9 protein-coding genes, 1 other RNA gene and 1 pseudogene are annotated in these 13,284 nt (G+C 69.6%); 7 read left to right on the top strand and 4 right to left on the bottom strand.

The genetic code is table 11. The features are described from left to right. Positions 1–409: 409 nt before the first annotated feature. The 4 genes and pseudogenes from JOD52_RS10385 (at position 410) to JOD52_RS10370 (ending at position 3,048) form a co-directional block, all read left to right on the top strand. Entirely contained in the window at positions 410–1,123 is a 714-nt protein-coding gene (locus JOD52_RS10385) for a hypothetical protein (RefSeq protein ID WP_204409851.1), read from the top strand. Between the two features lie 251 nt (positions 1,124–1,374). Next, positions 1,375–1,746: a transfer-messenger RNA gene (ssrA, locus tag JOD52_RS10380) on the top strand. Positions 1,747–1,898: 152 nt separating this feature from the next. Further along, a pseudogene (locus tag JOD52_RS10375) lies at positions 1,899–2,255 on the top strand (DUF2254 family protein); the annotation flags it as partial. A 49-nt stretch (positions 2,256–2,304) separates the two neighbouring features. Continuing rightward, on the top strand, positions 2,305–3,048 hold the full coding sequence (locus tag JOD52_RS10370; protein WP_338124079.1) for a mechanosensitive ion channel family protein: 744 nt from the start codon (positions 2,305–2,307) through the stop codon (positions 3,046–3,048). A 24-nt stretch (positions 3,049–3,072) separates the two neighbouring features. Here JOD52_RS10370 and JOD52_RS10365 read toward each other — a convergent pair whose 3' ends face one another. From JOD52_RS10365 to tdh, 3 genes are all read right to left on the bottom strand, one after another. After that, positions 3,073–3,942 carry a sugar phosphate isomerase/epimerase family protein gene (locus tag JOD52_RS10365; protein ID WP_204409849.1) on the bottom strand — a complete coding sequence of 290 codons (870 nt, stop codon included), beginning with the start codon at positions 3,940–3,942 and terminating at the stop codon, positions 3,073–3,075. 207 nt (positions 3,943–4,149) lie between these two features. Next, positions 4,150–5,367: a glycine C-acetyltransferase gene (locus JOD52_RS10360; RefSeq protein ID WP_204409848.1), complete on the bottom strand. Its 1,218-nt coding sequence runs from the start codon at positions 5,365–5,367 to the stop codon at positions 4,150–4,152. Between the two features lie 113 nt (positions 5,368–5,480). Further along, on the bottom strand, positions 5,481–6,545 hold the full coding sequence (gene tdh, locus JOD52_RS10355; protein WP_204411642.1) for an L-threonine 3-dehydrogenase: 1,065 nt from the start codon (positions 6,543–6,545) through the stop codon (positions 5,481–5,483). 125 nt (positions 6,546–6,670) lie between these two features. Here tdh and hrpA point away from each other — a divergent pair, with 125 nt between their 5' ends. The 3 genes from hrpA (at position 6,671) to JOD52_RS10340 (ending at position 12,819) form a co-directional block, all read left to right on the top strand. Next, positions 6,671–10,537, top strand: coding sequence for an ATP-dependent RNA helicase HrpA (hrpA, locus tag JOD52_RS10350; protein WP_204409846.1), 3,867 nt, complete (start codon positions 6,671–6,673; stop codon positions 10,535–10,537). A gap of 192 nt (positions 10,538–10,729) precedes the next feature. Then, entirely contained in the window at positions 10,730–11,320 is a 591-nt protein-coding gene (locus tag JOD52_RS10345; RefSeq protein ID WP_239551861.1) for a hypothetical protein, read from the top strand. Positions 11,321–11,361: 41 nt separating this feature from the next. Next, on the top strand, positions 11,362–12,819 hold the full coding sequence (locus JOD52_RS10340; protein WP_204409844.1) for an NAD-dependent malic enzyme: 1,458 nt from the start codon (positions 11,362–11,364) through the stop codon (positions 12,817–12,819). Here JOD52_RS10340 and JOD52_RS10335 read toward each other — a convergent pair. Further along, positions 12,803–13,270, bottom strand: a complete 468-nt coding sequence (locus JOD52_RS10335) for a VanZ family protein (RefSeq protein ID WP_204409842.1) — start codon at positions 13,268–13,270, stop codon at positions 12,803–12,805. The genes JOD52_RS10340 and JOD52_RS10335 overlap by 17 nt on opposite strands. Positions 13,271–13,284 lie beyond the last annotated feature (14 nt).

Here is a 13,284-nt window from a genome sequence, read left to right as displayed (position 1 = left end):
AACGCAGTCCCGCTCCCCGCACGAGACCATGGACGGGTGTACAGAAAGCACCTCTGACCTCCGTTACTTTACTGTTGCTTGACCTTCGCTTTGGGGTCAGGTTACGTTTGGCGCGCGCCGGACCCGGCACACCGGACGGAGTTGCCTGAGCGGCTCCGAGAGGAAGGTTCATGCCATGGGGGAAACACGCATTGCGGGGGCTGGCCGCGCTGCTCGAGGAATCGCCACGATCGCTGCGGGGGCAGTGCTGGCACTGGGGATGGCAGGCTGCGGTACCGGCGACGGGTAGGGTGGAGCTCCGACCACCGCGGAGAAGGTTACCGAGAGCGCGGGTGAGGGTGGCTCCGACGACGGGACCGGCGGCCTCACCGATCCTGACACGGGGTCGGAGGACACCCAGGAGGGAACCGTGAGCGACGACGGTGGAGAGGCACCTGGTGGAGCCGGCGCGGGCAGGCCGCCGGCTGTGCTGTACGTCGTGGACGGGGTTGACGACGCCGTGGACACCTCGCAGGCCCAGTGGACGCTCAGCGGGGACGATCTCGCCACTGTCCTCGCCGGACAGGGCGTGATCAGCGACCGCACGGCCCCATCCTGCAGTGGTGACCTCGCCTTCACCGACGGATCCTCGGTCAACTGCAAGGCATCCTTCGACATGGAAGGCCTGGACGGGGAGCAGGACCTCACCGTGATGGCCGTGCGGGCCCCCTCCGGCTTCGACGCCACCGGAGCGCCGGCGCTGCTGATCAGCATCGGCGCAGCTCCGTCGCAGGAGGCACTGGAGGTGTTCACCGACCAGGACAACCACCTGGTGGGCATCGGTCAGGGAAGCATGTTCGGCACCGACGAGCTCAGCGCTGAGGAACTGGCCCAGGGCATCCAGGCCACCGCCAACAACGATGCCGGGTATGCCGTGCTGGATGCACCGATCGTGGTGACCGAGTGCGAGGGCCCGCTGCCTGCGGCTTCAACCGAGCCTGTGGGCTGCGACGCCAGCTGGGAACATGACTCGGGTGCCGAGTTCGACGTCGAGGCGATGGGGGTGTGGTTCGTGGACTCCGACCCGGGCCTGCTGGTGGCCCTGGAGATCGGCGACCAGGCCGGCGCAGGTGACGAGGGCTGACCTGACCCAGCCGATCCGCAGACCCACCGGCACCCGGTATTCCCCGGAGGCCGGTGGGCCTGCCCACGTGGAAAAACCTTGGGCGGTGTGGGCTGGAGCGGCTACACTGGTTGCACGTGGATGAGGACCCCTGGTCCCACGGAATCGACCCTCGGGTGCATTCCCGGGAACAGCGGTCCTCTGATTGACAAGTCAACATCGAGTGCATCGGTAGCGTTCGCGCTGCCACTCCATGCCACTGCTCCACGCTCGGGGACGATCGGTTTCGACGGTAGTTGTCCAGCGAGGGGAAGCGGGCCGAGAATCCAGAGTCAACTCGTTAATGTCCTCTGGAAACCAATAAGTGCCGAAACCAAGCGCACTGACTTCGCTCTCGCTGCCTGATCAGCGTTAGCAGTCTGGAACCCCGGGAGTGCTCCTGACCCGGATCGTTCCATCATCTAAGGAGCCACTGCTGCCGTCCCTCGTCATCGGGGCCGGATGAACACCTCAGAGTGACTGAGTCCGTCGACGACGTGTCCGTGTGAGCGTCGGGACTGAGAAAACGCCTTTCACGGACTGCGCCCGGAGAAGCCCTGGCTTCGCACTATCGGACGCGGGTTCGATTCCCGCCGTCTCCACTCGATGAGAAGTACCCGAAGGCCCCCTCACCTGCGCAGACGCGCGGGGGAGGGGGCCTTTCGTGTGTCCCGGTCCAGCGCCCCGCCCTAGAATCGAACAAGGCCCGGGTCGGAACGCCACTGGGTGCCCCACCGACCCAGCAGCAGGCGAGCGGATGAACGAGCCCACCACCGCCAGTCGCGCCCGCGGGCTCCCGCCGGCAGTCAAGAAGCAGACTGCGTGGGGCCGAGTATGGAAGCCGTTCTGGGCCGTCCCGGCCGCCTGGACCATCGGCGCGCTCGTGGTGGGCGTGTTCCTCCCGCAGCTCGAGGACGCGCTGAACGTGGACATCCCCTACGTGTTCCAGGGCGGACCGGAAGGAGCCCGCGGACTGCTGGGCACCATCGCCACCGGCATGATCTCGATGACCAGCCTGGTCTTCTCGATCACCATGGTGATCCTGCAGCTGGCCAGCAGCCAGTTCACCCCCCGTGTGCTGGGCGGGTTCCTGGAGAGCCGGGTCACCCAGTTCACCTTCGGAGTGTTCATCGCCAGCTTCGTCTTCGCCCTGACGGTCACGCGTGCGCGCACTGATGCGTTGGCGCGGCAGGGGGGAGTCCGCCTCGGCGGTGTTCTCCAGGCTCGCCGGGTGGCTGGTGGTGCTGCTGTCGCTGCTCGCGTCCCTGACCATCGTGTTTCCCAGCGTCCGTCCGGTGGACATCCTGGGCGGGGTGGGCGTGGTCTCCATCGCCGCCGGTATCGCCTTCCAGACGGTGCTGGGGAACATGTTCGCCGGGATCGTGCTGCTGGCGAGGGATCGCTACCGGCTGCGCGATCAGATCGCGGTGGCCGAGCACCGGGGCACGATCGTCGCGATGGGCCTGACCTCCACGGCGCTTCGCACCTTCGACGGTCGACTGGTGCTGATCCCCAACTCGGTGCTCCACTCGCAGGTGGTCACGGTCCAGACCGGCTTCGAACAGGTGCGCACCAGCGTGATGATGGACGTGGACGACGCGGTGGATCTGCGCCGCGCCTGCCGTGTGGCGACCGAGGCGATGGGGGCGATCCCGTCGGTCGCGGAGGAACCCGCGCCGCAGGCTCTGCTCACCGAGGTGGGGACCACCACCGTGCGCATCGAGCTGCGCTTCTGGTCCGGCGCCACCCAGCTCGAGACCCGCGCAGCCACCCATGAGGTGATCGCCGAGGTCCTGGCAGCATTCGGCGAGCAGCAGGTGGCAACGGGATCCGACGTCGTCGTCATCGAACCGGGGGACCGGTTCAAACGCGTCCTGAGCGGGCCCGACCGACTGCCAGGGCGATGAGGGGCGCCGAACTCGGTGAGGGGCTCAGCCCTCTATGAGCTCCTCGTATCCCAGATCCACCAGATGGGCCCGACTCATGGCGAGGGATTCGAAGATGTCCCTGCCGTAGGTGAGGTCCTGCTCGATCAGCAGGTGCTGCGCACCGGAGGCGATGCCCTGCTCGATCACAGGGGCCCAGTCCAGGGTCCCTTGCCCCACCTCGGCGAACTGCACGATCGAGCCCTGCCAGTAGTCGCCGAAGGCCGAACCGTCACCGGCATCCATGGCGGCCAGCACCTCGGCGCTCGGCAACGTGATCCGGTAGTCCTTCAGGTGCACCAGGTCCAGGACCCCGTCGAACTGCTTCAGGGTGCGCTCGGGATCCCGGCCGCCGCGCTGCACCCAGTGGCAGTCGATCTCGAAGCGCAGGCTGGGCGCCTTCTCGCGCAGGTGCTCCAGCAGCGTGCGCCCCTGGATCCTCGCGAACTCCACGTGATGGTTGTGGTAGCTGAGCGCGATGCCCGCCTCCCGCATCCGGGCGGCATGCTGCTCGGCCTCGTCGCAGAAGGCGAAGAACGCCTCGGGGGAGCGGATGGCCTCCAGCGGCATCATCCCGATGCGGATCATGTCGGTGCCGAGGGCGCCCGCCTCCTCCACCAGCAGGTCGAAGTCCTCTGCGAGGGTCTGATCCTGGGACCCGGCGGGAGCGGTGGTCTTGGCGGAGATGGCCGCGTACTCGATCCCCAGCTCGCTGCGCGCACGGACCATGTCGGCGACATTGTCGGGGGCCATCGGGATCTGGGAGACCTCCACCACGGAGAAGCCGGTGTCCCGCACGCGCTCCAGGACGGGCAGCACCCCCTGCTCGGCGATGTCGTCCCGCAGCATCATCAGCTGGATACCTATGCGCGCCATGTCTCTCCTCAGGCAGACTGTTCCCTCCACCGTAACCGAGGCCACACCAGCTGGCACTGCGGGATGAGCAGAACTCCCAGGGTGGGCGGATGCCACCGGCACCACCGCCAGCTGATCTCGTCGTGGACGCGCGGCAGGCCAGCGAGCTGGCCGGTTGCCGTCCGCGTCACCACGGATCCGCGCGAGCCTCCCCAATCCTGGGAGCAGTCAGGCGGCCTGCACCCAGTCCCGGGAGCGCACGAACGCCTGCACGCAGGCCTCGATGTCCTCGGCGGTGTGGGCGGCGGAGAGCTGCACGCGGATGCGCGCCTTCCCCCGCGGCACCACCGGGAAGGAGAAGGCGGTGACGTACACGCCCTCCTCCAGCATCGCATCCGCGACCCGGCCGGCCAACGCCGCGTCCCCGAACATCACCGGCACGATCGCATGCTCGCCGTCCAGCAGCTCGAAGCCCTCCTCGCCCATGCGACGACGGAACAGCGCGGCGTTCTCGAACAGGGTGGCCCGCAGCTCCTGCGAGGTGGCCACCAGCTCCAGTGCCCTCAGCGTGGCCGCCACGATCGAGGGCGCCAGGGAGTTGGAGAACAGGTAGGGACGGCCCTTCTGCCGCAGCATCGAGACGATCTCCGCGCGACCGGAGACGTACCCGCCGCTGGCCCCGCCGAGGGCCTTGCCGAAGGTGCCGGTGTAGATGTCCACGCGATCGGAGACCCCGAAGTGCTCCGGGGTGCCCGCGCCGGTATCGCCCATGAAGCCCACCGCGTGGGAGTCGTCCACCATCACCAGGGCACCGAACTCATCGGCCAGATCGCAGATCTGGTCCAGGGGTGCCAGGTAGCCGTCCATGGAGAACACGCCGTCGGTGACGATCACGGTGCGGCGCGCCCCGGCACCGTCGTTCAGCTGCGCGGCGGCCTCCAACTGGGCGCGCAGATCTGCCATGTCGGCGTTGCGGTAGCGGAACCGGGCTGCCTTGGACAGGCGGATCCCGTCGATCAGGGAGGCGTGGTTCAGCTCGTCGGAGATGATCGCGTCCTCCTTGCCGAACAGCGGCTCGAACACGGCGCCGTTGGCGTCGAAGCAGGAGGAGAACAGGATCGTGGCCTCGGTGCCCAGGAAGCGGCTCATGGCCTCCTCGAGCTGCAGGTGGAGGTCCTGGGTGCCGCAGATGAAGCGCACCGAGGCCATGCCGAAGCCGCGGTCGTCCAGGGCGGTGTGGGCCGCGGAGATCAGCTCGGGGTGGTCGGCCAGGCCCAGGTAGTTGTTGGCGCAGAAGTTCAGCACCTCGGTGCCGTCCCGATCCACGGGGCCGGCGGTGATCCGGTTGGACTGGGGGGTGGTGATCACCCGTTCGTGCTTGTAGGTCCCGGCCTCCTCGATCTCGGTGAGCTCGGCGGTCAGCTGGTCCTTGAGGTCCGTGTACACGGGGGTCCTTCCTGCGGGGTGCGGGGTGCGGGGTGCGGGTTCGGGGTGCGCCGAGGGGCGGGGTGGACGTCGGCGCGGAAGAGGCGGGTCGCGCGGGGTGCGGTGGGCCCTGGTCAGTCGATGGTCTCCCAGTCCAGCAGCACCTTGCCGCCGTTGCCGGAACGGGCGATCTCGTAGCCGTGCTCGAACTGGGAGGCGGGCAGCACGTCGGTCACCGTGCGGGTGACCAGCTCGCGCAGCGTCGGGGAGCTGGTGAGCATGGCGGCCATCGCGTTCCAGGTCTCGAACATCTCGCGGCCGTAGATCCCCTGCAGGGTGAGCATCCGCGTCACCACCGCCGTCCAGTCGATCTCGAACTGGCGAGGCGGCAGGCCCAGCAGGGCGATCTTCCCGCCATGGTTCATGTTCTCGATCATCTCCTGCAGCGCGGAGGCCTGCCCGGAGATCTCCAAGCCCACGTCGAACCCCTCCCGCATACCCAGGTCGCGCTGGGCCTGGCGGATCCGGGTGGTGGACACGTCCACGGTGGCGTCGGCGCCCCCGTCGGCGGCCATCCGCAGCCGGTGCGGGGCCATATCGGTGACGGTGATGTACCGGGCCCCGGCATGGCGGGCCACGGCCACGCACATCTGGCCGATCGGGCCGGCCCCGGTGACCAGCACGTCCTCGCCGACCACGGGGAACTTCAAGGTGGTGTGCACGGCGTTGCCGAGCGGGTCGAACAGGGCGCCCAGCTCGGGGGAGATCAGAGCGGTGCCGCCGTCGTGTTCGTGGACCCACACGTTCAGGTGCGGGATCACCACGTACTCGGCGAAGGCGCCATCGCGCTGCACGCCCACGGAGCGGGTGCGGATGCACATCTGCTTGCGCCCGGCCCGGCAGTTGCGGCAGGTCCCGCACACCACGTGCCCCTCGCCGGAGACCCGGTCGCCCAGGGTCACGTCCGGCACCTGGTCGCCCACCTCGACCACCTCGCCGTAGAACTCGTGGCCCGGGGTGAACGACACGGTGTCGCACATGGCCTGCGCTGATTCGTCCCAGGCCTGGATGTGCAGGTCGGTGCCGCAGATTCCGGCGCGCAGCACCCGGATCTTCACGTCCCAGGGCCCGCACTCGGGCTCCGGCACCTCCATGAGGGACAGGCCCTGTCCGGGCTCGGTCTTGCGCAGCGCACGCATCATCGTGGCGGTCGTCTCCTCGGTGGCGCGACGGGGCCCGGCCGGGACAACCGGTCGGCGACGTCTGGTCGGTGATCTACATCCTAGTGGGGTCAGCAGGGACCGGCCCGTAGAGTTGGCACGCCATGACCGAGAACGCCCCCACCACCGACCTGCGGATCACCTACCCCTCCGACCTGCCCGTCTCCCAGCGCCGCGAGGACATCCAACAGGCGATCCGCGAGAACCAGGTGGTGGTGATCGCCGGCGAGACCGGTTCCGGTAAGACCACCCAGATCCCCAAGATGCTGCTGGAGCTGGGATACGGCGAGCGCGGCAAGCTGATCGGCCATACCCAGCCCCGCCGCATCGCCGCCCGCTCGGTCGCCCAGCGCATCGCCTCCGAACTCGGGCAGAAGCTCGGTGAGGGAGCCGTCGGCTATCAGGTCCGCTTCACCAAGGAGACCAGCCGCGCCGCACGCCTGAAGCTGATGACCGACGGCATCCTGCTGGCCGAGATCGGCCGGGACCGCCTGCTGAAGCGCTACGACGCGATCATCATCGACGAGGCCCACGAGCGCTCACTCACCATCGACGTGATCCTGGGGTACCTGCGGCAGATCCTCCCGCAGCGCCCGGACCTCAAGGTCATCATCACCTCGGCCACGATCGACCCCGAGCGCTTCGCCGCCCACTTCGGGCGCCGCCTTCCCTCCGGCGAGCACGAGCCGGCGCCGATCCTCGAGGTCTCCGGCCGCACCTACCCGGTGGAGATCCGCTACCGGCCCCTGGTGCTGGAGCCCGAGGTGGAGGACGACGACGAGCTGGAGGACATCCACTCCGTCGAACGGGACCTCACCGGTGCCATCACCGATGCGGTGGACGAACTGGCCGCGGAGGGCCCCGGCGACATGCTGGTGTTCCTGCCGGGGGAGCGGGAGATCAGGGAGATCGCCGACGCCCTCAGCGCCCACCTGAGCCGCGGCACCCGGGGCAGGGCCGCCCTGGCGGTGCAGGTGCTGCCCCTGTTCGGCAGGCTCTCGGCCGAGGACCAGCAGAAGATCTTCACCCCGCCGCCGGTCGGCACCTACCGGCGGATCATCCTGTCCACCAACGTCGCCGAGACCTCCCTGACCGTCCCCGGCATCACCTACGTGATCGACTCGGGCCTGGCCCGCATCTCCCGCTACTCCCAGCGCACCAAGGTGCAGCGCCTCCCCATCGAGCCGATCTCCCAGGCCAGCGCCAACCAGCGCTCCGGCCGTTCGGGCCGTACCGCTCCCGGTATCGCGATCCGCCTGTACTCCCAGGAGGACTTCGAGGCCCGGTCGGAGTACACCGAACCCGAGATCCTGCGCACCTCCCTGGCCTCCGTGGTGCTGCTGATGACCTCGCTGGGCCTGGGCGACGTGGAGTCCTTCCCCTTCGTGGAGCCGCCCGCGACCCGTGCCATCACCGACGGTGTGCGGCTGCTGGAGGAGCTGGGCGCTATCGAGGACGCCCCCGGCGAGCCCGGTGGCCGGCGCCTCACCCGCGTGGGTCGCACCCTGGCCCGCTTCCCCCTGGACCCCCGCATGGCCCGCATGCTGATCGAGGCGCACCGCCTGGGAGCACTGCGCGAAGTGATGATCATCGTCGCGGCGCTGGAGATCCAGGACCCCCGCGAACGACCGCTCGGCCAGGAGCAGCAGGCCAAGGAGAAGCACAAGCGCTTCGAGGACGAGACCAGCGACTTCCTGTCCTACCTGAAGCTGTGGGAGCACCTGCAGCTGCGGCGCGACGCCCTCTCCTCCTCCGCCTTCCGCCGCGAGGTCCGGGCCGAGCACCTGCACTACCTGCGGATCCGCGAGTGGTGGGACCTGCACTCCCAACTGCGGGACATGGCCAAGGACGTCGGGCTCTCCCGCAACGACACGCCCGCGAGCCCGCAGGCCATCCACCAGGCACTGCTGGCAGGGCTGCTCAGCCACGTGGGCCTGTACGAGGAGCGCTCCCGTGAGTACTCCGGAGCCCGCGGCGCCCGCTTCGCGATCTGGCCCGGCTCGGCGCTGGCCAAGCGCCGCCCCGACTACGTGATGGTCGCCGAACTGGTGGAGACCTCCCGGCTGTGGGGCCGCACCGTCGCCCGCATCGACCCCGCCTGGGCCGAGGAGGTGGGCGCCCACGTGGTCAAGCGCTCCCACTCCGCACCCCACTGGTCCTCCAAGCGGGCCGGCGCCATGGCCCACGAGAAGGTCACCCTGTACGGGGTGCCGATCGTCGCCGACCGCGTGGTGGGCTACGGACGCATTGACCCGGCCGCGGCCCGCGACATCTTCATCCAGCACGCCCTGATCGAGGGGGACTGGCGCACCCGCCACCACTTCTTCCGCGACAACCGGGCCCTGATCACCCGGCTCGAGGAGCTGGAGGCGAAGACCCGCCGCCGGGACCTGCTGGTCTCGGACGAGCAGCTGTTCCGCTTCTACGACGAGCGCCTCCCCGCGACCGTGGTCTCCGGCGCCCACTTCGACTCCTGGTGGAAGAAGCAGCGCCACCAGACCCCGGACCTGCTCACCCTCACCGAGGACGACCTGCTGGACCCGGATGCGGACGTGGCCCACCTGGCCCGCGACTTCCCCGACACCTGGGTGCAGGGCGACATCACCCTGCCGCTGAGCTACTCCTTCGGCGAGGTGGGCGCCAAGGGGGCCGACGGCGTCACCGCCACCGTGCCGCTGGCGGTGCTGAACCGCCTGGAGCCGGCCGGCTTCGACTGGCTGGTGCCCGGGATGCGCCACGAGCTGATCACCGAGCTGATCCGCTCCCTGCCCAAGCCGATCAGGCGCCACCTGGTCCCGGCCCCAGAGCGGGCCAAGGCAGTCGCCGCCACCCTGCACGACGACGACCCGAACGCGGGGGAGCCCTTCGTGGAGGCCGTGGCCGACGAGCTGGTGGCCCTGCCCGGAGTGCCCGATGACCTGCCGCTGTACGGCTCCGAGTTCGACCTGGCCAAGTTGCCCGCCCACCTGCACATGCACTTCCGCGTGGTCGATGCCAAGGGCAGGCAGATCGGTGCCGGCGACTCCCTGCCCGAGCTGAAGGCTCGCCTCAAGCAGCGGGTGGACGCCGCCGTCTCCTCCCGGGCCGACGACATGGCCCGCACGGATCTGCGGTCCTTCCCCGAGACCGGGGTGCCGCGCATCCATGAGGCCACGGTGGGTAGGCTCAAGGTCACCGGCTACCCCGCCCTGGTGGCCCGCCGCGGCAAGGACGGCACCGTGGAGCGGATCGACCTGGCGGTGCTCGCCACCGCCGATGAGCAAGCGCTCGCCCACCGCGAGGGTCTGATCGCCCTGCTGGACCGGGATCTCGGCATCGACCTAGCCGGGGTGTTGAACGCCCTGCCCAATCCCACCAAGCTGGCGGTGTCCGGATCCGACTACCCCTCCACCGCGGCGCTGCTGGCCGATGCCTCCCGCGCCGCCACCTCCCACCTGGTGGGGGAGGGGACAGCCCGCACCCGTGCCGAGTACGACGCACTGCTGGCCGAGGTGCGCACCCGACACGACGAGCTCGCCACGCAGGCCGTCAAGGACGCTGCGGGAGCGCTCGCCGTCCACGGTCGCCTCCAGAAGGAGGTCTCCCGGGCCTCGTCGCTGGCGATCCTGAACACCCTGACCTCGATCCGGGAGCACGCAGCGTCCCTGCTGGGGGACGGCTTCATCTCCCGCACCGGGCTCGAGCACCTGGGGGACCTGCGCCGCTACCTGGAGGCCGACCTGCTGCGCCTGGAGAAGCTGCAGCAGAACCCGCGGCGCGACGACCAGCTGGCCTGGCAGGTCGAGGACATCAGCCGGTACTGGCAGGGTGTGCGCGGCAAGCTCACCGCCAGGCAGCTCGCCCAGCCCGACGCCCGCGAGATCCCCTGGATGATCGAGGAGTTCCGGGTGAGCCTGTTCGCCCAGACCCTGGGCACGAAGTACACCGTCTCGGACAAGCGGATCCGCAAGGCCATCGCCGAGCTCAGCTGAACGGCTCGGCGGCCCTTACCTGCGGCCCTTACCTCCAGCACAGCCCCGGAACTGGACGACGGCCGGTACTTCCGACCCAGGAGGCCGGTACCGATGACCGATTCACAGTGCCGGACCACGTCGATAGCGTGGATGGGGCCCTGCTCCGGCCTTGCACAGGTCGGGCTCCGATCCATTCGAAGGACCGATCTCATGTCGCTCACCCGCCGCAACCTGCTCCTGGCCGGAACCCTTGGTGCCGCGTTCACCGCGGGCCTCGCTCCCGCGCTCGCTGCCCCCGCCAACGCGTCGGCCGACGCCTGGACCGAGGAGTTCATGACCCGTCCGGAGAACCGGATGGGCTTCGACGTGAATGCCATGGACGAGTGGCAGACGACCAACGCCCGCTTCATCATCGCCGTGTGCGCCGGCCACGGCTTCGGGTACGAGGGAACCCGGGTCACCCTGATCACCGCGATCGTGGAGTCCTGGCTCTACAACTACGAGCCCGCCGTGGACCACGACTCCGGTGGCCTGTTCCAGCAGCGCCCCTCCATGGGCTGGGGCACCTATGACCAGGTGCGCCACAAGAAGCTGGCGATCGACGCGTTCCTGGGGCTCGGCGCCCACGCCTCACCGCCCGGTCTGCTGCAGCTCGCCCCGGACTACAAGCAGTGGGAGCCGGGCGCTGCCGCCCAGGCCGTGCAGCGCTCCGCCCATCCCGGCCGGTACAGCGAGATGCTGCCCGCCGCCCAGGCCATCTGGGAGCGCCACGCCCACGACGTGGCGCCGTTCGTGGGCTGATCGACCACTAAGGGGGCCCACCGGCGGATACGCTGTGTCCCATGTCACCGATGCCGTCTGTCAGCTACTCCATCACCATCCGCCTCGAGTTCGCCGCCCGCTCCGCCGCGGTCAGCGACATCACCGGCAGCATCGAGAGGCAGGGAGGCTCGGTCACCGCGCTGGACGTCTCCGCCTCCGGCCCGGAGCGGATGCGGGCCGACATCACCGTGCTCACCGGCGGGCACGACCATGCGATCCAAATTGTCGAGGAGCTGAAGAAGCTCGACGGGGTGGAGCTCGGCAAGGTCTCGGACCGCACGTTCCTGGCCCACCTGGGCGGCAAGCTCACCGTCGAGTCGAAGGTGCCGATCCGGCACCGTGACGACCTCTCCATGGTCTACACCCCCGGCGTTGCCCGCGTGGTGAAAGCCATCGCCGAGAACCCCGAGGACGCCCGCCGCCTCACCATCAAGCGCAACACCATCGCGGTGGTCTCCGACGGCTCCGCGATCCTGGGCCTGGGTGACCTGGGTCCGCTGGCCGCGATGCCGGTGATGGAGGGCAAGGCGGCCCTGTTCAAGCGGTTCGCCGGCATCGACGCGTTCCCCATCTGCCTGGACGCCCACTCGGTGGACGACATCGTCTCCCACGTCAAGGCGATCGCCCCGGTGTTCGCCGGCATCAACCTCGAGGACATCTCCGCCCCGCGCTGCTTCGAGATCGAGGACCGCCTGCGCGCCGAGCTGGACATCCCCGTCTTCCACGACGACCAGCACGGCACCGCCATCGTGGTCATCGCCGCCCTGCGCAATGCCCTGCGCGTGGTCGACAAGGACATCGAGACCGCCCGCATCGTGCTCTCCGGCGCGGGAGCGGCCGGCACCGCGATCCTCAGCCTGCTGCGGGCTGCCGGGGCCCGCGACGTGGTGGTCACCGACGTGGACGGCATCGTCCACGAGGGCCGCGAGCAGCTCTCCGGTCGCCTGCCGTGGATCGCCGAGGTCACCAATCCGCGCGGCCTCACCGGCTCCCTGCGTGACGCGGTGGCCGGGGCCGACGTGTTCATCGGGGTCAGCGCCGGCAACATCCTCACCGCCGAGGACGTGGCCACCATGGCCGAGCGCTCGGTCGTGTTCGCGATGGCCAACCCCACCCCGGAGATCGACCCCTCGGAGGCCGCCAAGCACGCCGAGGTGGTGGCCACCGGCCGCAGCGACTTCTCCAACCAGATCAACAACGTGCTGGCGTTCCCCGGCGTGTTCCGCGGCCTGCTGGACGCGCACGCCACCCGGGTCACCGACCGCATGCTGCTGGCCGCTGCGAAGGCCCTGGCCGACGTGGTCACCCCGGAGGAGCTGAACCCCACCTACATCGTGCCCAGCGTGTTCCACGAAGGCGTCACCAAGGCCGTCGCGAGCGCAGTGGAGAAGGTGGCCCGGGAGGACGCCGGCACCGTCGACACCATCACCGGCGCGATCCAGGCCGTCTACGCCGACGAGATCACGCTCGAGGGCTGACCGGCTCCTGCTCGGCCATATCCACCGTCTCCAGCAGGCGGTGGCGGCGCTGGCGCTCGCCGATCCACAGGCCGAGGCCCAGGGCGATCCCGACCACGTCGGCCACCAGGTCCGCGGCCGAGCCCGCGCGGTCGGGCAGGGCGATCTGCTGGATCAGTTCGATCAGCCCGGCGTGCACCAGCGCGACGATCACCACCCAGCCCATGGGGAACCGCTTCACCGGAGCGAGCACGCGGCCGGCCGCCCACACCGTGAGGGCGAACAGCACCACGTGGACCACCTTGTCCAGGCCCGGCACACCTGCGCCGGGGATCCCGGAGGGGATCGAGGGCACGTAGAAGCCGATGTTGAGCAGCAGTGAGTATTCGTAGTCGTGGGAGCCACCGAATCTTGCTCTTGGGGACCGCCGATCGTGCCGACGGGGGCCAGTAGCCGCCGCGGTGGGGACCACTGGCTCCCGCCGGC

The organism is Brachybacterium muris, from assembly GCF_016907455.1.
Taxonomy (GTDB): Bacteria; Actinomycetota; Actinomycetes; order Actinomycetales; family Dermabacteraceae; genus Brachybacterium; species Brachybacterium muris.
Note: the sequence above shows the minus strand (reverse complement) of the source record. Positions and strands in the feature narration are given on the sequence as shown.

Coding starts and splice junctions, on each gene's coding strand:
- JOD52_RS10365 (WP_204409849.1), bottom strand. CDS start 3,942: ATGGCGCGCATAGGTATCCAGCTGATGATGCTGCGGGACGACATCGCC.
- tdh (WP_204411642.1), bottom strand. CDS start 6,545: ATGCGTGCGCTGCGCAAGACCGAGCCCGGACAGGGCCTGTCCCTCATG.
- hrpA (WP_204409846.1), top strand. CDS start 6,671: ATGACCGAGAACGCCCCCACCACCGACCTGCGGATCACCTACCCCTCC.
- JOD52_RS10345 (WP_239551861.1), top strand. CDS start 10,730: ATGTCGCTCACCCGCCGCAACCTGCTCCTGGCCGGAACCCTTGGTGCC.
- JOD52_RS10340 (WP_204409844.1), top strand. CDS start 11,362: ATGTCACCGATGCCGTCTGTCAGCTACTCCATCACCATCCGCCTCGAG.